Source organism: Mesorhizobium japonicum MAFF 303099, from assembly GCF_000009625.1.
In the GTDB taxonomy this organism is placed as follows: Bacteria; Pseudomonadota; Alphaproteobacteria; order Rhizobiales; family Rhizobiaceae; genus Mesorhizobium; species Mesorhizobium japonicum.
The window spans coordinates 5,718,064-5,737,906 of record NC_002678.2 but is presented as its reverse complement, the minus strand read 5'-3'; the positions used below and the strand labels follow the sequence as shown (position 1 = coordinate 5,737,906).

Below are 19,843 nucleotides of genomic sequence, written 5' to 3'. Positions count from 1 at the left end.
ACACGCTGGGTCCGAAACTGGGATCGATGGTGGAACCAAGAAAGGCCCGCCTGCTCGGTTCTGGAACTAATCTCCGTCGTCGGATTGAAAAAGGCTTCTGAGGTGCTCGCCTTCCGCATCGACGGTTTTCGCAAATGGCTGGAGTTGGGCGGCGCTGTCGCTGCCGACTCTACAAATCACAATTCCGCCAGGGACAAATTCTGGAATCAGTCTCAATAGTTGGCCCGCACCCGTGCCGCGCTCTTGTCGGCGAAAGCGGCGAGTCGAGCCCGGGCCTCGGGCTGAGTGTTCACCACACCGGCGACGACAGCCTCGGCATAAGCGGCATCCAGCGCGGACATATTCTGCATGTGGCTCACAGCGGAACAGATCGCAAAGTTGGACAGGGGCAGGTTCTGCGCTGTTTTGTGGGCGAGTTCCAGGGCCTTCTCGAAACTTGATCCTTCGACGATGTACTGCGCGAGCCCCAGATCGACCGCTTCTTGTCCCTGATACACCCGGCCCGTCAGCATCATGTCGATCGTGCGCGACTTGCCCACCAGATCGGTGACGCGGATCGTGGCGCCGCCGCCCGTGAAAAGTCCACGTTGGCCTTCAGGCAGCGCAAAATAGGTCGTCTTGTCCATTACCCGGATATGGGCGGCGCTGGCCAGCTCCAGCCCACCGCCCACAACCGCACCCTGCAGGGCTGCGATGATCGGCACGCCGCCATATTCCATCTTGTTGAAGGCCTCGTGCCAGCGCAGGCAAATATGCATGAAATCCGCCGGGCTGCGGTCAGCTTGATGATGCTCAATCAAGTCTAGTCCGGCGCAAAAATGGTCACCCGACCCGGCCAACACAATCGCGCGGACACCCGCGCGAGGAGCGGTGGAAAAAAAGTCGACCAGTTCTTCGATCGTATTTGCATCCAGCGCATTGCGTTTGGTGGGACGGTTCAGGGTTACGACCCAAACCCCCTCGTCATGAGCCTCGACGGCAAGGTTCTCGTATCGGGTGATGTCGATTTGGATGGCCATGGTACGGTCCTGTTCCCGAGTTGAAGAGGGTTGATTGTTCTATTCAGAATTCGATGTCCAACAGGCTTGCGGCGCCGTCCATGACCCGGGCTCGCTGAAGGTCGGTCTCCCCGAGAATGTGTTGGGCGTAGAACCGTGCCGTGGCGATCTTGGCGGTCATGAAATCGGGATCTTGGCCGTCCTCCAGCCCCGCTTCGGCGATAAGGACCGAGCGTGCCAGCTGCCAGCCCGCGACAAGGTTGCCAGCCAGCATCAGGTAGGGCACGGCGCCTGCATAAGCGGCGTTCAAATCCGCTGGCTTGACCGCAACCAGATGGGCAACGACCGTCTCGAATGCTTGCCGCGCGCAGGACAGCTGCGCCGCGATCTCCTGCGCCAAGGGCGAGCCTTGCCGTAGCGCAGTTTCTGTCTGAGTTATCATTGCAGCGAGGCGTCTCGCCGTTGATCCACCGTCTCGAAGCGTCTTGCGCCCCAGCAGATCATTGGCCTGGATGGCCGTCGTGCCCTCGTAGATCGGCAAGATTCGGGCGTCACGGTAGTACTGGGCAACGCCGGTTTCTTCGATAAACCCCATGCCACCAAAAATCTGGACCCCAGTTGAAGCTGTCTGAAGGCTCATCTCGGTGCAGAAGCCCTTGACCAACGGCACAAGAAATTCACCTATCGCCAGGGCCTCCGCTCTCAGTTCCGGCGTGGCGGCAAACTGCGCACGGTCCTGCCATCCCGCGGCAGCGGCGGCAAGGGCACGGCCCCCTTCGGTCGTGGCGCGCATGTGCGCCAGCATGCGGCGGACATCCGGGTGACGGATAATGGGAACTGCCTCGAAAGCGCTGCCATCGACTGGACGGCCCTGCATACGGGTCTTTGCGTAGGATAGAGCCATCTGATAGGCACGCTCTGCTATCGCAACCCCTTGAACGCCCACGGCGAAGCGTGCCGCGTTCATCATCGTGAACATGATCTCCAGCCCGGCGTTTTCGCGGCCAATCAGAAAGCCGGTGGCGCCTTCGAATTCCAGCATGCAGGTCGGGCTCGCCCTGACGCCAAGCTTGTGTTCGATGCTTTGGCAGCGGAGCGAATTTTGCGCGCCGGGTTCGCCACTTTCGCCCACCAGAAGTTTCGGCACGAGAAAGAGGCTGATGCCCTTGACGCCGTCGGGCGCGCCAGGCGTTCGAGCAAGGACGAGGTGAATGATATTCTCGGCCAGATCATGCTCGCCATAGGTGATGAAGATCTTTGTTCCGGAGATCTGATAGGTGCCATTCGCCTGGCGTTCGGCTCTTGTCCGTATCAGGGCCAGATCGCTGCCCGCCTGCGACTCGGTCAGATTCATCGTGCCGGTCCATTTGCCGGAAACCAGCTTGTGCAGATAGGTCTGTTGGATTTCAGGCGACCCGAAACGCAGAAGCGCCTCGATCGCGCCATCGGTCAAAAGAGGACATAGCGCAAAACTCATATTGGCCGCGTTGATGATTTCGGTCGCCGCAGCGGCGACAGCGCGGGGCATATCATGCCCGCCAAATTCCGAAGGATGACGCAACCCCTGCCAGCCCATGTCCATGAACTTGGCATAGGCCTCACGGAATCCGGGCGGCGTTTGGACGAGACCTCCGTCCCAGTGCGAGCCGATGCGGTCGCCCGCGGCATTCAGCGGCGCGATTTCCTCGGCACAAAAGCGGCCGAACTCGTCCAGGACAGCTGCGGCCGTCTCGAGATCACCCATCGCATCGCCGGACCATGGCGCGATGTGGGTGATATTGAACATCAAGTCCTTTAATGGTGCTTCAAAAGTCATGCCTGAGGCCCCAGGTCACGGGCTGCCGCCCGCAGAATGAACTTCTGAATCTTGCCTGTCGCGGTTTTTGGCAAAGGGCCGAACACCACCGTTTTCGGCGCTTTGAAATGCGCGATATTGGCGCGACAGAAGGCAATGATTTCCGCTTCGGTCGCGCTCGCGCCCTCGCGCAGTTCGACAAAGGCGCATGGGCTCTCGCCCCATTTCGGATGCGGGCGGGCCACCACGGCCGCAACGCTGATCGCAGGGTGTCGGTATAGAACGGACTCGACCTCGACGGACGAGATGTTTTCCCCGCCTGAGATGATCACATCCTTCAGCCGGTCCCGGATCTGAATATACCCGTCAGGATGGACCACCGCGGCATCACCGGACCAGAACCAGCCAGACTCGAAGGCCGCCGCGGTGGAGGTCGCGTCCTTGTAATATCCCTTCATCACCGTATTGCCGCGAATGGCGATCTCACCTTGTGTCAGCCCATCGCGCGGTACATCCGTGCCGGTGTCGCGGTCGACAACGCGGATGTCCTCGACCATCGGAAAGGCGACGCCCTGCATCGCCTGTTTTTCAGCTCTTGCAGAAACAGACAGGGCTTCCCATTCGTCCTGCCAAAGACATTGGGAAATATGACCGTAGGTTTCGGTCAGACCGTACACTTGCATCACATCGAGACCCATTTGCGCGGCCTTTTCAAGAACCGCGGGCGGGGGCGGCGCACCAGCGGTCATGACCCTGATCTGGGGATTGAAGGGTTGCGCGGAAGCACCGCGGCCGTCGCAGAGCATTTGCAGCACGATTGGCGCAGCTCCCATATGGGTGACGCGGTGCGCCGCCATGGCCTCCAGCAGTTTGCCCGGCGACGCATCGCGGGTGAAAACCATGTTGGCTCCGACGATCGCCATCGACCAGGGATGGGTCCAGCCGTTGCAGTGGAACATGGGCACGACCGACAGGTAAGTCGGGTGCTGCGGCAAGGCCCATGCGGCAATCGTCCCCATCGCCATCAGATAGGCGCCGCGATGGTGATAAATCACGCCCTTCGGCCGCCCCGAAGTGCCGGAAGTATAGTTCAGCGCCAGCGCCTGCCACTCATCCTTGGGCAGTTCCCACCCCATGGGAGGATGAGCCGCCAGATCCTCATAGCTGCGTTCGCCGAACTCGGCAGAAGCCTGCGCCTGCGCATCGACGACATCGACAACCGGGAGCGTGTTGCCGTTCAATCGAAAGGCTTCTCGCAGCAAGGGTGCGAAGGCCGTATCGGCAATCACCAGCGTCGAGTCCGAATGCGCCAGGATATAGGCGACGGTTTCCGGCTCCAGGCGGGTGTTGATGGTGTTCAACACAGCCCCCAGCAAGGGCACGGCATAGTGCAGTTCGAAGAGCTCGGGAATGTTTGGCGACAGCACCGAAACCGTGTCCCCCGGCCCCACGCCCAAAGCCGCCAGCCCCGCCGCGACCGAACGGCAGCGAGCGCCCGTCTGTGCCCATGTGCGCCTTACGTCGCCATACGTCACCGCAGAGCGCGCGCCGTAGACCAACTCGGCCCTTTTCAGGAACGACAGTGGAGACAGGGCCACACAGTTGGCGTCATCGCGCAGGGCGGCTTCGTAGTGCTGTCTCATGCTCTGATCCTATGGCCAAGGTCCCGGCGTTACAGAAAAGGCAGCTCTACGAGTTTGGCGGAAACCGCCCCTTGATCGCGCATCACCTGCACTGTTTCGCCCGCGGGCACGCCTGCGTCGATCAGCGCATAGCCGATGTTGGCTTTCAGGCGCGGTGACCAGACGCAATTGGTCATCATGCCGATGCGCTGGCCATTGCGGATGATGTCTTGGCGGCGAAAGCCTAGGGGAGCAGGGGCATGGCCTTCAAGCACCAGACCGAGCTGATGGCGTTTCACACCTTCCGCCTCGATCCGGCGCAGCGCTTGGATGCCCACGACGTCATCGGCGACATGAAGATCAACGTACTTGCCCAGACGCACCTCGAACGGATTGGTCGCGTCGTCGGTATCACCGCCGACCGACAAGGCCGCTTTCGGTGCGCTCCGCCGTGGCAGGAGCGCCTGGGCCAATGCCCCAGGGCTGGCCCGCCTCCTTGAAAATATTCCAAAGCTGAGTGCCGCGAGTCCCGTCTTTCAGATAGATTTCGAACCCGCCTTGCTTGGACCACCCAGAGCGCTGAACGGCCACCGGAATGCCTTCGATTTCGGTTTCCTTGAACCAGAAATACTTCAGCTGTCGAACCCAATCGCCCAATACATGGGCCACGACATCCTCGGCTTTTGGCCCTTGCAGCGCCATGGGGGAGACGTCAGGCTCGCTGACCTCGACGGTCATGCCGCGTTCGGCAGCAATAGCGCTGGCCCAAAACCAGATGTCGCTATCGGCAATCGATAGCCAATAAAGGTCATCCGCCAGCTTCAGCAGAATCGGATCATTGATGATCGTGCCTCTATGGTTGCATAGCGGCACATATTTGCCCTGACCGACTTTGCAGTTGGACAGATCGCGCGGTGACAGGATCTGCGCCAGGCGGCCCGCATCCGGCCCTTTCAGTTGCACCTGGCGCTCCACGCCGACATCCCATTGAGAGACGCCGTTGATCAGTCGCCAGTATTCCGCCTCGGGATCACCATAAGACGTGGGCATGATCATCCGGTTATAGATGCTGGCCGCGGTCATACCTTCAGCGACGGCCGAGGCATAAAACGGTGACGGCCGCAATCGCGCCGTTGGGAAAACTGAAAACATCGGCCCCTCCCCTATGGTCGACACCCAATGATCAGGCTGGCGCGGTTTCGTCAAAGGACGTATTAGGGGGGCATACCTATACAAAAAGTTATGGCTGTGTTTTGGAGCGCGCTTATGAACCGTTACCTCCCGCCTCTGACATGGCTACGCGCATTCGAAGCTTCGGCCCGTACGCTCAGTTTCACCCATGCCGCCTCCGAATTGCACATCACGCAAGCCGCGGTGTCCAAACATGTGAAATCGTTGGAGCACCATCTGCATCATGTGCTGTTCATCCGCCGCCCGCGCGGTCTGGAGCTCACCAAATCTGGCGCCGCCTATCTGCCCAAGGTGCAGGATGCGATGGAACGGCTGGCTATCGGCACGCGTGAGGTGTTTGGCCAGCGCCGAACCAGTTCGCTGACTGTGCGATGCGCCATTTCCTTCGCCGTCAATTGGCTGGCTCAGCGCTTGCCCGAATATCTCGACCGTTATCCGGGCAAGAATATCCGCTTGCTTTCAAGCGTCTGGAATGACGCCTTTGACGCGCAGGACTTCGATCTCGACATCCAATACGGCACCGGACACTGGCCTGGGTTCAACAGCCATCGCCTGACGTGGGAAACCATCACGCCCCTTTGCGCACCCGAATTGCCTGGCCGCAATCCTCTGAACAGTCCGCAAGACCTGCGTCATCATCGTTTGCTGCACGTGCTGGGCTATCATGAAGGCTGGGGCATCTGGCTAAAGGCGGCTGGAGCCCAGCAGGTCGATGCCGGTTCAGGGTTGCATCTCGACTCCTCCTTGACGGCGTTTGAGTTGGCGGCGGACTGTGCAGGCGTAGCACTGGGCCGCAGTTCCCTTGCCGGACATGCCCTGGCCTCCGGCCGATTGATAGCGCCGTTTCCTCTCGCGGTGCCTATCGATGAAGCGTTTCATCTGATCCAACCAGCAGGCAGCAGCCGCCATCCAGATGCCCCGTTGTTTGTCGAATGGCTGCTGTCCGCCGTACAGAAGTCGGAAAACGCCAACAAGCACGCAAGCTGAACGTCCATGAGGCAGCGCTCGCGGCGATGACCATCAGCTTCTGCAGCCGCATCAGGTGGTGGCCCCCCGCCAACGGCGAGGGCCATCCGACGCGATGGACTCCGAAACGATACAAAATGCCCAATAAGTGGGCACTGACCCGAAACGGGAAGGATAGAGGTCAATGATCCGGTGATAGTACGATCGCAGGTCAGGCTGAAATCGGAGCGTGGTAAGGTAGCGACGAGCGACGTCCCGCGCTAGGATAGCAGACAGGCCAACGAGTGATGTCTTGTCCTGAATTTTCTCCAACCCAGGGCTCGGCGCTAATTTCTTCAGAGTAGTGCAGGAGGTGCGCGCGACGTGTTTTTTGAGACCACCTTCCATGACGCAACGGAGCAGGAAGCGTCCTTGCCAGGTTGGCGGCAGGAATACCGACAGGTTTCGACCGGCGGCTATGACGGTCGAACCATGGCTATCCTGCTCCCAGGCGTGGAGATTTTGCGCGAGACCATCAGTGTCGGCACGGAACAAATGTTCTCGGCGCCGGAAGGCAGCATGATTTTCTATTACTACCCTAAACGCGATCGAAGTGAATTGGTCCGCGGCGAAAAAGCGACCGGCGTTTCAGGTTTCGCCTTAAACTGGACCAATCGCATCGGGTTCATGGACGCCGATAGCGACCTGCTGATGCTCGTCCTAAGGCGCGATGCTGTTGCGGACGAGGACCGCAGCAGAATAGCGGAGCTTGTCGAACCCCCTCTAGAGAATGCGGCTTTTCTTGCAGACTGGCTGCTGTCGTTGCTTGGAGGCGCTCGCCAACAATCGCATCCGTGCGCCTGGGGAAAATTCGACGGCGTGCTCGCGGACGTCATTACAGATCGTTTCGAGCTGCTTTTCCAGAAAAGCCTCGTTCGCCAAACGCCGCACATAGCGCAGACAGAACAAATCTATAGAAAGATCCGCGATCGAATTTTCGATGCGCCTGATATGCCCCATTCGGTGAAGTCGCTGTCGCGAGATCTTGGTGTATCGGCCTTCAACCTCAGGGCATCCTGCCAAAGTTTCACGCAGATCCCTCTCGACAGAATCCTGATGATGCTTCGCTTGAACGGCGCCCGCCGCGACTTGCTGCACGCTCGTTGTTCGCCGCGGAAGGTATCCGACATAGCAATGGATTGGGGCTTTTTTCACTGGAGCCGCTTTGCGCTGCGCTACAAGTCGCTTTTCGGCGAAACACCCTCTCAGACCCTGAAGGGTTAGCGTTCCCGAGGGGCGTCCCGCATCGTCACCGCAGTTGCTCCGTATCCTCCGCGTTCACTGGCTTCAGACGTCCTCTTGCGGCGGTTTTGAGGTGTCGGGGGACGACCGTCACGCCCCCCAACCTACAATCCCCTTGACCTCCATAAAGTCGCGTATTCCCCAATGGCTGTACTCGCGGCCATTCCCGGACTGTTTGTAACCGCCGAACGGTGCATGCGTATCCCACGGCGCATAGTTGACGTAGACTGAGCCGGCTTGCAGTTTGCGTGCGACCGCTCTTGCTCCTTCCAGACTGCCGCCTTGCACGTAGGCGGCCAGGCCGTAGATCGAGTCGTTCGCGATCCGTATGGCGTCCGCCTCGGTATCGTAGGGAATAATCGAAAGGACCGGACCAAAAATTTCCTCGCGGGCAATGGTCATCTCCGGCGTAACGCCACCGAAGATCGTTGGCTTGACGTAGAAGCCAACATCGAGACCCTCAGGTTTGCCTGGTCCGCCTGCAACCAAAGTGGCGCCTTCCTCGATGCCAAGACCAATCATCCGCTGGATCTTGTCGAATTGCTGCTGGCTGATCACAGGTCCCATATCGGTATCTTCACTTGAAGGATCTCCGACGCGGGTGGCGGCGGCGACCCGCCTCGCGATGTCGAGCGCCTCGGCATGGCGATCGGCCGGGATCAAAAGGCGCGTCGGCGCGTCGCAAGATTGGCCCGAATTGCTGAAACACGCCTCGACACCCTTGACGACCGCATTCTCCAGGTCAGCGTCGGCCAGCACGATATTGGCCGATTTTCCGCCCAACTCCTGAGCCACGCGCTTGACAGTTTCAGCGGCAGTTTTGGCGACCATGATGCCCGCGCGCGTGGATCCCGTGAAGGACACCATATCGACGCGAGGATGACCTGCGAGATACTGTCCGACCTCAGGTCCTGTCCCATTGATCAGGTTGAAGACACCCTTGGGTATTGCGGCTTCTTCGAGCACTTCCGCGAAGATGATCGCACTGAGGGGCGCCAACTCGGACGGCTTCAGAACGACTGTACAGCCCGCGGCAAGAGCCGGCGCGACCTTGCAGACAATCTGGTTCAGGGGCCAATTCCACGGCGTGATGAGCGCGCAAACGCCGATAGGCTCCCAGGTGATCATCGAGCTTCCGTGGAGCTCGTCGAAGCTGAATGCTTCGAGAGCGGCGATTGTCGATTCCAAATGAATCTGCCCTGCCCATGCTTGGGCCTCCCGGGCAAATTTCAAGGGTGCACCGAGTTCCGTGCTGACGGCTCGCGCAATATCGTCGTAGCGATCATTGTAGCATCGTAGGACATTGCGCAGGAGTTCCACTCGCTCGGTCCTGCTCGTTTGTGAAAAAGTCGGGAAAGCCTCGAAAGCAGCTTGCACGGCCAAATCCGCATCTTCGGTGGTGCCGATCGCAATCTGCATGAACGATTGTTCGGTCGCGGGATTGACCACGTCCATTCGGCCAGCACCGCCTGGCATGACCCATTGTCCATCGATATAGAATTTCGACGCGTTGTCGGACTGCATGCTTGCTCCAGTAAGATTGTTGTTCGTTCTTGCCATTGGCTCAGCGGCGGATGGCATCTTCATAGCCAGAAAGAACCCCGACAACATTGATGCCGACGTCTTCGACGGCATAGCCGCCTTCCAGAACGAACAGGGTTTTCGTCTGAAGGCCTGCCAGGCGGGCGCCGATAAGCGGAAAATGGTCGTGGGAAAGTCGGAAGCGACTAATCGGATCGCCCTCGAAGGTGTCAACGCCATGGGAGATGACGACTACGTCAGGGCCAAACTGCCGGACGCTGCCAAGCGCGAAGTCAAGTGCGCCCTCCCATTGCGCCCAATCGGTGCCATGCGGAAGCGGTATGTTGATGTTGAACCCCTCTCCGCTGCCGGAGCCTCGTTCATCCGCATAGCCGGCAAAAAACGGATAATCATTGCGGGGATCGGCGTGCAGGCTGACAACCTGAACGTCACCGCGGGCGTAGAATATCTCTTGTGTGCCGTTGCCATGGTGATAGTCGATGTCCAGAATGGTCACGCGCGAAGCGCCACCGTCCAGCAGCCGTTGCGCGGCGACGGCAGCATTGTTGACGAAACAGTATCCGCCATTGAAATCGGTTCCGGCATGATGGCCGGGCGGACGGCAAAGGGCAAAACAAGCCTGTTCGCCCTCGATGATCAAATCTGCCGCGGTCAGGGCGCTGTCGTGCGAAGCCTTGACGGCTTCCCAGGTGCCTTCAACAAACCCTGTGCTGGCATCGATGGAATATTGTCCCAGCTGGGCATCGATAGAGTCTGGCGCTACATCCTTGTATCGGCCTCTCGCCGGCCAAGCGTAGGGAAGAGCCGTACCCGTCCGTCCAGCGTCCCGCCAAAGCCTCCACGCTGACGCTATGAAGTCGAGATAGGTAGGTGAGTGAATCCGTTTGGCGGTATCCAGGGACTGCGGCCGTGGGTTAAGAACGGGTCCGAGACGCACCTCCTCGATCCGGCTTGTTATGAACGTTGCGCGCGATGTGTTCTCGTAACCCTCGACAACAGCGCCATTGTAAAATTCAAATTGACCCTGGTGTTTCAGCTGTATCGGCGAGAAAATCGTTTTCATAAAGCATTGCCCACGTTGCAGGTAACAAGACAGGATGTGAGAAAGTGAGAACTCAATTGATCTTCGTTCGCTGGTTGACGACGTAGATGCAAATGACAAGCGCCACGGAGATCAGCAAGAAAACGGCCGCTATTGCGTTGACCTCAGGAGTAATCGTGCGACGCACCTGGCCAAGCATATAAGTAGGCAGGGTGTCCTGGCCGGCCGTCTTTACAAATTCGGTGATCACGACGTCGTCCAGCGACGTGACAAAGGCGAGGATGAAGCCCGCCAGAATGCCTGGGAAAAGCAAAGGCATCGTGACGAAGCGAAACGCGTTCCATGGCGATGCGTACAGGTCGCCGGCAGCACGTTCCAGGCTTATGTCCATCGTCTGGAGGCGGGCACGGATCGGGAGATAGGCGAACGGCACGCAGAACGCCGTGTGCGCCAGGATCAGGTATCCGAGACCAGAATAGCCGGTCCAGCCGCGAATTGTAGCGGTTACAATCAGCAGCGCGACGGCGGTAACGATCTCAGGCACCATCAGCGGAACCGAGATTGCACTATAGGCTAATGTCCACCCTCGAAACCTTGGGGTCCGGCTCATGGCCAATGCGGCCAGCGTCGCCAACGCTGTCGACAAGGTGGCCGATATGGCGGCAAGTTTCAGCGACAGAATAGAGGCGCTGATCACTTGCTGATTGTTTGCGGCGCTTTGAAACCATCGAAGCGAAAATCCTCCCCATTTCGCAGGACTGGTCCCGGCATTGAACGCAAAAACGAGCGCGACTGCCAATGGTGCGTAGAGGAAAATGAACGTTGTGATGGCGACAGTGCCGAAGCCGCGCTGGTGGGTTACCGGGAACGCTTTAGCCATGTTCGTGTCCGTGGCTGTCGCCATGCCGGATGTAGACGAGAAGCGCCACCATCACGATGGCCATCAGGGCCAGCGAAAGCGCGGAGCCGAAGGGCCAATCGCGACCTTGGCCGAACTGAAATTCGATGTAGTTGCCAATCATAAGATTTCTGCCGCCACCGAGCAGGATAGGAGTGACATAGGTTCCGATTGCAGGGATGAACACAAGAATGGAGCCGGCGATGATGCCGGGCTTGGCAAGTGGTACGATGATTTCGCGAAGCACATTGACTGGACGAGCGTACAGGTCGGACGCCGCCTCGAGCAGGCTTCGGTCCTGCCTTTCCAGACTTGCGTAGACAGGCAGGATCATGAGAGGCAGGTAGACGTAGACAAGTCCGAGACAAATCGCGAAATTCGTAAACAGCATTTGTATTGGTTCGGAAATAAAACCAGCCTTGATCAGAAGTGTATTGATGATCCCTTCGTTGCGGATCAGATCCTGTATGGCGAACGTGCGGATCAGGAGATTTGTCCAGAACGGAACGGTGACGAGCAAAAGCCATACTTCCCGGTTGAGCGGATTGCGGGTCGCGATGAAATAGGCGGTGGGAAATCCCACGAGCAGGCACAGAACCGTGGTTGCCAGCGACAGGAGAAGCGAGCGCAGCAAAATCTCGAGGTTCGTCCCTGACAGCGTCAGCGTGTCGTCGAAGACATCGCGGTCAAAAAGGACGCGCGTCCAAGCATCGAAAGATAGAGTGTAGTTCACGCCGCCGGTCGGACCAGGGGTCAAGAATGAATACGTCACAATAACCAGAAGGGGTGCGATCGCACCGATTATGACGACCAGAACCGCGGGGCTGATCAAAAGCCATCGCGTTCGGCTTGCTGATTTTGACCGGACTGCTTCAAGACTTGCCATCTCTACACCTCTCAACCGGGCAGGATCTGGGCTGAGTTCGGTGTGAAATTCACCGAGACCTCGTCGCCGATCACGATGGGGAGATTTTCCTCCGGCGTATTATACTTACGGACCGTGACAACAGCGGCGCCTCGGCTCAATTCGACTGTGTACTGCGTTTCGGCACCGCAGAAGCTTACCGCTTTCACAGAACCGGTAAGTTGGCCGGCCGGCTCCTGGGCCAACGGTAGAATTCGCAAATGCTCGGGCCGCACGACGATGTTCACCAGTTGGCCGGGCGCAACCCTGTCCTTCGTCGGGATAGCGACGGCGCCGACCCCTCGAACATCGATCACAGCCCCGCGGTCATCCGAGTTGAGCCCCCGCCCGTGCAGGAAATTCGTCTCACCGACGAAGTTCGCGACGAAGTGATTTGCAGGCTTGATGTAGACTTCGTGCGGGGTTCCGACTTGCATGATCTCGCCTGAAGACAGCACAGCGACGCGATCGGACATCGTCAAAGCCTCCTCCTGGTCATGCGTCACGAAAATGAAAGTGATCCCCGTCGCAGCCTGGAGTGACTTGAGCTCCATCTGCATTTCCTTGCGGAGTTTGTAGTCCAGCGCTGAAAGTGACTCGTCGAGAAGCAAGACCTTCGGCTCGGATGCGAGCGCGCGCGCCAGCGCGACCCGCTGCTGTTGGCCGCCCGATATCTGACTTGTTCGCCGATCGGACAGATTCTCCAGTCGCACGAGTTTCAACATCTCATCGACACGGGCAGCGATTTCGTGGCGGGGCCGTTTGAGCATCCGCAGCCCAAAGCCGATGTTCTGCGCAACCGTCATGTGCGGGAAAAGAGCATAGTTCTGGAAGACGGTGTTGATGGGCCGTTGGAACGGAGGGACCGATGCAATGTCCTCGCCACCGAGAAGGATGGTGCCGGCCGTCGGATATTCGAAACCGCCTATCAGGCGCAATAGAGTGGTTTTTCCGCAGCCCGATGGCCCAAGCAATGTGAAAAACTCATTGTTGAAGATGTCCAGCGTCGTGCTTTTGACCGCGGTGACGACGGCGTTTCCCGAACCGTAGGTCTTGGTAACCTGGTTCAAGCGGATGGCTACGCCCGGCGTAGATTCATCTTTCATAGTGTCCCCAAAATGAATCACTCAGGAGTTATGCCGCCGATAGGAAACGCTGTCGTCGAATGCAGCGCAAACATCGCCAGCGGACCGATAGAAGCAGCTACTTCTGGACGTCCTGCCAGATACGGCTGTAGAGCTGCGTGATCTTCGGGTCGCAAAGCGTCAGAAGCTCACCCTTTGATTTCATATCGTCGGGAATGGTCAGCTCCGGCGCACCCTTCATATCGTCCGAGTAGTATTTTTCAGCACCGATGATAGCCGCGCCATATTTGGCAAAGGTCGAATTCAATGCCGCGTTTTCGGGCGCCATAATGAAGTTTTGAAAAAGCTTGGCGTTCTCCAGATTTGGAGCATCCTTCAGAACCACCACATTGTCAGAGCCGTAGGTGAAGCCCTCTTTGGGAAGGCCATAGGCGATGCTGTGATTTTGAGTACGGCGCTTCAACGCGGAACCACTCCAGTCAAGCGAAGCCGAAACATCTCCGGAGGCCATTTTCAGTGTTCCGGAATAGTCGATCGACAGCCAGCTCTTCTTGGCCTCCAGGAGACGGTCGCGGACCTTGGTGAGCAAGGCCTTATCGCTTGTGCACCATGTTCCGCCTTCGAACTTGATCGCGGCGAACATGATATCGTTCATCTCGGGAACGATATTGATCTTTCCCTTCAATTCAGCCGGCGGATCCAGAATCACCTTCCAGGTATTTATGTCGCCTTTGAAGACGGACGTATTGACGCTTACGCCGCTGGTATACCAAAGCCACGGCACGGAATATTTTCGTCCTGGGTCGAAAGCGGGATTCCGCCACCTCTCTTCGAGGTTCTTGGCATTTTCCATCTGCCCCGGATTTGTCTCGGCAAGCAGCCCTTCTTGAATATAGGTGGGGATGAAGCTCTGCGAGGGAACCACGACGTCGAACCCGGAGGAACCCTGACGCACCTTGGCAAGTGCGGTGTCGTTGGAATCGAAATCCGTCTGCGTCACATGGATGTTGTAGGTCTTTGAGAATTTGTCGATCAATTCGGGGCTGGTGTACTCGCCCCAATTGTAGATGTTGAGATTGCCTTCAGCCAGGGCGACGGTGGTGCTCAGGCCCAGAATTAACGCGGCGGACGTTGCGGTGAGTTTCATTTGGCTCTCGCTTGGTTTCTGGCTCGATAGTCCGGTGTTCCAACGCTTCAGCACCTGAAGGGCATCCGATGGAGCTTCAGGCCCGGCTTCAAAAATGTTCAGGCTGGTTGGTTGTCGTCTAGCCATCTGCCCTGCCTAAAAGGAAGGCAGGCGGCCGGATCATGCCGGCTTCCAAAGTCCCTCACGGATCAGGTCATCCGCGGTGGCTTCAATCCCCTTGCGAAGAGCATCGGTCATCATGTCGATTTGCGAACGGCTGATTGTCAGCGGCGGCGACATCACGCACATATTGATCAGGGGCCGGACAAGCAATCCATTCTCCTGGCAATGAAAATCGATGCGCTTACCGACGGTCAGGTCGAGATCAAGACGATCCTCCGTCTTGGCATCGGCAACACATTCAATCCCCGCCATCAGTCCGGCCCCGCGCACCTCGCCTACGAGGGGTAGTTCCTCGAGCGTCCGTAACTGCTCTTGAAAGTAGGGACCTATTTCACGCGCGTGATGGAGGAGACCATCTTCCAGCAGTTCGATATTGCGGATTGCCACCGCGCAGCCGATGGGATGACTGGAATAGGTCAGACCATGCACGAAGTTTGCTTTGGGATGGTTCAGACGGCGAAGTTCGCTGAGCAAGCGATCCGACACCATGACGCCACCAAGGGGAAAATACCCTGACGTGACACCTTTAGCGAAAGTGATCATATCCGGCTGAATTCCGAACACGTCCTGCGATGCGAAGATATGGCCGAGCCGCCCGAAAGCGGTGACGACCTCGTCAGTGATAAACAGAATGTCATTTTCCGTGCAGAGCGCTCGCATGCGCTTGAGATAGTTCGGCGGCGACATCAACACCCCGCCGCTCGCCTGGATCGGTTCGGCGATAAAAGCCGCGATCTGCTGGGCGCCCTCGTGCTCGATGAGCGCGCGAAACTCATTGACGAGGAAATCTTCGAACGCCTCCAGCGACAAGTTTGCCGGTCGGTGGAAGGGATTGGGGCAAGTCAGCTTTCTGACGAGATCGCCTGCGCCATCCATCCAGTCGTGATCACGCGGGCGGCCGTTCAGCGACGCGGTCAGGTATGTCGAGCCGTGGTAGCTTCCTTGGCGTGAGATCAACAACTTCTTCTGCGGCAGTCCGCGGACGTTGTTGTAGAATTGCACGAGCCGTATTGCTGTTTCGACCGCGGATGAACCGCCAGTCGTCAAGAAGACATGGTTGAGGTCACCCGGCGCGCGCTCCGCGAGCATCTGCGCAAGCTTCTCCGCGGGAGCATTGCTTGTATACCACGGCGTTGAATAGGTCATCGACATTGCCTGGTCGCGCAATGTATCGGCCAGCGCTTGGTTGCGATGTCCCACGTTGATGCACCACATGCCTGCCGGTCCGTCGATCAGTTTTCTTCCGCTCTGATCGGTGACGAAAATATCTTCCGAGGATGTGATGAGTTCGCGAGCTTCCGCACCGATACTGCCGGCCAGAGGGGCGGCCTGAATCAGATGAAACCGCTCATTGGTGGGGGCGCCGGTTTCATTTAGCGAGAGAGCAGGTTCAACCATAATAATCCTCACGATCTAAAGACTAGGACGTAGACTCATTACCGCGTAGCCAGATGCGGATTGCGACGAGTTTGAGGGCGGCAAGATAGTTCTCAGCCAGCTTGTCGTATCGGGTTGCGATACGACGGAATTGCTTGGCCTTGTTGAAGAAGCGTTCGACGAGGTTGCGCGCCTTGTAGAGGAAGGGACTGAAGCAGATCGCGTCCTTGCGGTTGGCCTTGGGCGGAATGTTGGCCCATGCCTTTCGCTCGGTGACAGCATTGCGCAAGGCGTTGGCATCATAGCCCTTGTCGGCGAGTAGCATGGCACCCTCCGGCAATTCCTTGATCAAGTCCGCTGCGGAGGCGATGTCGCTCTTCTGGCCTGCCGTGAGCGTCAGCTTAATCGGCCTGCCTTGGGCGTCGACAAGAGCATGGATTTTGGTTGTCAGCCCGCCTCGGGAACGACCGAGACAATGATCTCGATCCCCCTTTTTGCCGTCGCGCCCTGCTGATGGACGCGAACAATGGAGGTGTCGATCATCTGCACCGTGCCGTCATGGGCTTTGGTGATGGCATCCATGAGGCGGTCCCACACACCTGCTTTCCGCCATCGGACGAAGCGATTGTAGCAGGTGGTGCGCGGGCCGTATCGCTCCGGCAGATCGCGCCATGGCGCACCCGATCGCAGCACCCAGAAGATGCCGTTCAGCACCCTGCGGTCGTCAACGCGCGGCACTCCTCGCGGCTTGTTGGGCAACAGCGGCTCGATCGCGCGCCATTCGAAGTCAGTCAGGTCATATCGGCTCATGTGGAGCCTGAATCAGAAAACGGCGTGGTATGGAAGCCTAAATTGCGGGCGGTCAACGACTCTTACAGCCGGACCTCTTCGACGGGATCGCCGCGCTCGAATTCCCACGCCCTAGCCATGTTCAACACATCCTCAAATGGCTCATCGGGGTGAGAAGTCGTGGATATAAAGCGTGTCTCGTCGCTTCCGTCACCGACGACGATCTCGTCGATAATGTCTTCAACCCTCGCGCAGCCTGGTCCGACCACGGCCACGAGCGATACACCGTCATTCAGACATTGCTCAACAAAGCCATCGAGCAAGGTCTCATCCGATACCGGAACGTGAAGAATTAATTTGCGGGCAAACGGCATAGTCAGACTGTAAGCCGACGGGTGATTGCTTTCCAGCGTCTCAATCATCCAGCGTTTATGAGTTCACGACCTAGGCTGTAGGAAGCATGGAACCCCTTTTCGCTCTAGCCACTGGACAGTGCGACAACGCCTATAAAGTAGGCATCCGCCTTTTTCTGGTTGCCAAGCGATCATCTCGCACAAACCTGTCCTTGGCGATTGGCATTGTCCTGGCACTGCCATTGAGCACTGATAGACTGGCATGCCGCCAATGACGAACCAGGTCCTTCCCCTGGCCCTCCGGTAGCCAAGATGACGCGACCATTGCGTGCGGCGTCGCATCACCGTGCGCTGAATTGCGGACTTTCACGTCGACGCAGACGAATGCCAAACGATTGTCCGTCGCGGTCAAATTTGTTTAGCGCCCTGCTCTCGCCGTAAGTTGCCGGGGCCACCCTACAGGAGCTTTGCGCGAGCGGGACATTCCGCTTGCTGGCTTTGGCCTAGGTGCTCGCTTAATGTCAGATGGGATCGTCACTGAAACTGGCTGCCAAAACTGTCAGAAACTCCCTTACCCTTTGGGGAACAAAGCGGCGGGAGGGCTGAACGGTGTGTATGGGCATCGTTGGCATGGTCCAGTCTGAAAACATCGACACCAGGCGCCCTTCAGCAAGATCGCCTTTCACTAGATCTAGCGGCAAACAAGCAATACCGGCACCATCGATGGCGAGCTTGCGCTGAGCTTCATCAAGGTCGACCTCGATCCCGCCCCCTACAGTGACCGTGAGTTCTTCCCCACTTGGCCCAATAAAGGGCCATCGGTTGCGCGGCACAAAATTGAGATTGAGCAAGCAACGCGCCTGCGACAGCTGACTGGGATGGATGAGCTTGCCGTAGCGTCGGACAAAGTCTGGAGGTGCGCAGCAGGCGAAACCATAGGTCCCCAGACGCCGAGCAACCAGACCGGAATCCGGCAGTTCGCCAATCCGGACGGCGGCGTCGAACCCTTCCGCAATGAGATCGACACGCCGATTGGTAAGGTTGACCTCCAGAATGACACCGGGATGCCTGGAGTCGAATGCAGCGAGAATGGCCGGTAAGCGTGTTATGCCGATTATGGTTGGAGCCGTGATCCTGATGCGCCCTGAGAGCTCGGCTCCGGCTACGCGTCAGCTTTGAGACCGGCAGACGCTGTGCTGGATGGCAGAATTGAGGCGCAAAGCGCCATTCGATAGAAGATAAATGCGCTCAGTGGGTGGCTGGATCAGCTTCTTGAATCAATTTGGGCGAACCGCTTCGTAACCCATTGGCGGATAACGATTATGTTAGTCGCTGAGGGTCAGCGCTTTCTACACAAAATCAATATGTTAGCGGATGGTTCGCCAAGCCGTTTCCTTTGTATTCTCTCGTATGGTCTGGCGAACCGAAGAAGGAGCCCGACTAATGCGGACCACGAATCCGCAAGCCGTATTGGAGAGACAGATGCGGCCGTGTCACCGCCCCCCGAGTCTCTCGCTACCTCCCCGGTGCCGATGGCGACCGCGCGCCCGGTTTCAGAACGATGGCGTCGATCACTTCTGTGCGCATCGGCAGGTCTGGGCGTTGACCCGCGGCGGAATCGAGTGGCGTTCGCCAACTCCCAGTGGCACAATCCGCCAGCAATCGGCGAGGCGAAAATGACACGCGTAGTGATCATCGGCGGCAGCGGGCATGTCGGCACGTACCTAGTGCCGCGGCTGGTCGAGGCCGGATATGAAGTGGTCAATGTCAGCCGCGGCCAGCGCGCAGCCTATACGCTGAATGCGGCGTGGAAATCGGTCGAGCCCGTAGTGATCGACCGCGACACGGAGGAGAAGGCTGGCACATTCGGCGAGAAGGTCCGCGCGCTGAAGGCCGATATCGTGGTGGACATGATTTCCTTCACCCTCGACAGCACCAAGCAGATCGTTGGTGCGCTGCGAGGCGAGGTGCAGCACTTCCTCCATTGCGGCACCATCTGGGTCTATGGGCACAATACCGCAATCCCCGCGACAGAGGACCAGCCGAAGAATCCGTTCGGCAGCTATGGCACGCAAAAGGCCGAGATCGAGAGCTGGCTGCTCAACGAAGCCAGGCGGAACGGTTTTCCAGCCACGGTGTTTCGTCCCGGCCATATCGTGGGGCCTGGCTGGGAGCCGCTCAATCCGGCGGGGCACTTCGACGTCGGTGTGTTCTCCCAGATCGCCCGTGGCGAGCCGCTGGTGCTGCCCAATCTTGGCAACGAGACAGTGCACCACGTGCATGCCGACGACGTAGCACAGATGGTGATGCGCGCCATTGTGAGTTGGAGCAACGCGGTGGGCGAGGCCTTCAACACCGTCTCGCCTCAGGCGATCAATCTGCGCGGCTACGCCGAGGCCCTGTACAACTGGTTCGGCCACGCCCCGCGGCTGAGCTACGAGCCGTTCGATACGTGGAAGGGCAAGCAGACCGAAGAAAATTGGCGCGCCACCTGGGAGCACATTGCACGCAGCCCGAGCCATTCGATCGCCAAGGCGCGGAACCTCCTGGGCTACGACCCGCGGTATTCGTCGCTCCAGGCAGTGTATGAGTCCGTCGAGTGGCTGGTGGCGAACGGGAAACTCAGCCGGTAGGAGTGCCCAGATACTTCTCAGCCTCGGCGCAGGTCGAAACCCGCATTGCGTCTATCAA

At 58.5% G+C, this 19,843-nt stretch carries 17 protein-coding genes and 1 pseudogene; 3 read left to right on the top strand and 15 right to left on the bottom strand.

Going from position 1 to position 19,843, the window contains the following annotated elements; all coding sequences use genetic code 11:
- Window positions 1-212: 212 nt before the first annotated feature.
- Genes MAFF_RS28465 through MAFF_RS28450 form a run of 5 tightly spaced genes read right to left on the bottom strand, consistent with a single transcriptional unit; the run spans window position 213 to window position 5,567 of the window.
- Window positions 213-1,019, bottom strand: coding sequence for a crotonase/enoyl-CoA hydratase family protein (locus MAFF_RS28465; protein ID WP_010914468.1), 807 nt, complete (start codon window positions 1,017-1,019; stop codon window positions 213-215).
- A gap of 43 nt (window positions 1,020-1,062) precedes the next feature.
- A complete protein-coding gene (locus MAFF_RS28460; RefSeq protein ID WP_010914467.1) occupies window positions 1,063-2,814 on the bottom strand; it encodes an acyl-CoA dehydrogenase in 1,752 nt (583 codons plus the stop codon).
- Window positions 2,811-4,436: an acyl-CoA synthetase gene (locus MAFF_RS28455; protein WP_010914466.1), complete on the bottom strand. Its 1,626-nt coding sequence runs from the start codon at window positions 4,434-4,436 to the stop codon at window positions 2,811-2,813. Before MAFF_RS28455 ends, MAFF_RS28460 begins: the two co-directional genes overlap by 4 nt.
- 29 nt (window positions 4,437-4,465) lie before the next feature.
- Window positions 4,466-4,843, bottom strand: a complete 378-nt coding sequence (locus MAFF_RS40400) for a glycine cleavage T C-terminal barrel domain-containing protein (RefSeq protein WP_010914465.1) — start codon at window positions 4,841-4,843, stop codon at window positions 4,466-4,468.
- Window positions 4,827-5,567 (bottom strand): glycine cleavage system protein T, encoded by a 741-nt coding sequence (locus tag MAFF_RS28450; RefSeq protein WP_010914464.1) that lies wholly within the window; start codon window positions 5,565-5,567, stop codon window positions 4,827-4,829. The genes MAFF_RS40400 and MAFF_RS28450 overlap by 17 nt, the downstream gene beginning before the upstream one ends.
- Before the next feature lie 114 nt (window positions 5,568-5,681).
- Between MAFF_RS28450 and MAFF_RS28445 the strand changes: the two genes are divergently transcribed.
- Together MAFF_RS28445 and MAFF_RS28440 are read left to right on the top strand one after the other, a co-directional pair.
- Window positions 5,682-6,593, top strand: a complete 912-nt coding sequence (locus MAFF_RS28445) for a LysR substrate-binding domain-containing protein (RefSeq protein ID WP_010914463.1) — start codon at window positions 5,682-5,684, stop codon at window positions 6,591-6,593.
- A gap of 342 nt (window positions 6,594-6,935) precedes the next feature.
- On the top strand, window positions 6,936-7,835 hold the full coding sequence (locus MAFF_RS28440) for a helix-turn-helix domain-containing protein (RefSeq protein ID WP_010914462.1): 900 nt from the start codon (window positions 6,936-6,938) through the stop codon (window positions 7,833-7,835).
- A 108-nt stretch (window positions 7,836-7,943) separates the two neighbouring features.
- Here the strand turns inward: MAFF_RS28440 and MAFF_RS28435 are convergent, their stop codons facing one another.
- The 10 genes and pseudogenes from MAFF_RS28435 to MAFF_RS38395 form a co-directional block, all read right to left on the bottom strand.
- Window positions 7,944-9,377 (bottom strand): aldehyde dehydrogenase family protein, encoded by a 1,434-nt coding sequence (locus tag MAFF_RS28435; protein ID WP_044549497.1) that lies wholly within the window; start codon window positions 9,375-9,377, stop codon window positions 7,944-7,946.
- A gap of 40 nt (window positions 9,378-9,417) precedes the next feature.
- Window positions 9,418-10,458, bottom strand: coding sequence for a histone deacetylase family protein (locus tag MAFF_RS28430; RefSeq protein WP_010914460.1), 1,041 nt, complete (start codon window positions 10,456-10,458; stop codon window positions 9,418-9,420).
- A gap of 52 nt (window positions 10,459-10,510) precedes the next feature.
- A complete protein-coding gene (locus tag MAFF_RS28425) occupies window positions 10,511-11,317 on the bottom strand; it encodes an ABC transporter permease (protein ID WP_162034364.1) in 807 nt (268 codons plus the stop codon).
- Window positions 11,310-12,221 carry an ABC transporter permease gene (locus MAFF_RS28420; protein ID WP_044549496.1) on the bottom strand — a complete coding sequence of 304 codons (912 nt, stop codon included), beginning with the start codon at window positions 12,219-12,221 and terminating at the stop codon, window positions 11,310-11,312. Before MAFF_RS28420 ends, MAFF_RS28425 begins: the two co-directional genes overlap by 8 nt.
- 11 nt (window positions 12,222-12,232) lie before the next feature.
- Entirely contained in the window at window positions 12,233-13,345 is a 1,113-nt protein-coding gene (locus MAFF_RS28415; protein WP_044549495.1) for an ABC transporter ATP-binding protein, read from the bottom strand.
- A gap of 97 nt (window positions 13,346-13,442) precedes the next feature.
- Window positions 13,443-14,471, bottom strand: a complete 1,029-nt coding sequence (locus tag MAFF_RS28410; RefSeq protein WP_044549494.1) for an extracellular solute-binding protein — start codon at window positions 14,469-14,471, stop codon at window positions 13,443-13,445.
- A gap of 159 nt (window positions 14,472-14,630) precedes the next feature.
- On the bottom strand, window positions 14,631-16,031 hold the full coding sequence (locus MAFF_RS28405; RefSeq protein WP_010914455.1) for an aminotransferase: 1,401 nt from the start codon (window positions 16,029-16,031) through the stop codon (window positions 14,631-14,633).
- A gap of 22 nt (window positions 16,032-16,053) precedes the next feature.
- Window positions 16,054-16,820, bottom strand: a pseudogene (locus MAFF_RS38400) (IS5 family transposase).
- A 62-nt stretch (window positions 16,821-16,882) separates the two neighbouring features.
- Window positions 16,883-17,221, bottom strand: a complete 339-nt coding sequence (locus tag MAFF_RS28390) for a hypothetical protein (protein WP_010913642.1) — start codon at window positions 17,219-17,221, stop codon at window positions 16,883-16,885.
- A 452-nt stretch (window positions 17,222-17,673) separates the two neighbouring features.
- Entirely contained in the window at window positions 17,674-18,261 is a 588-nt protein-coding gene (locus tag MAFF_RS38395) for a substrate binding domain-containing protein (RefSeq protein ID WP_244420838.1), read from the bottom strand.
- A 567-nt stretch (window positions 18,262-18,828) separates the two neighbouring features.
- Here MAFF_RS38395 and MAFF_RS28380 point away from each other — a divergent pair.
- The gene (locus MAFF_RS28380; protein WP_010914453.1) at window positions 18,829-19,785 is read left to right on the top strand and encodes an NAD-dependent epimerase/dehydratase family protein; all 957 of its coding nucleotides are present in this window, start codon (window positions 18,829-18,831) and stop codon (window positions 19,783-19,785) included.
- Window positions 19,786-19,843 lie beyond the last annotated feature (58 nt).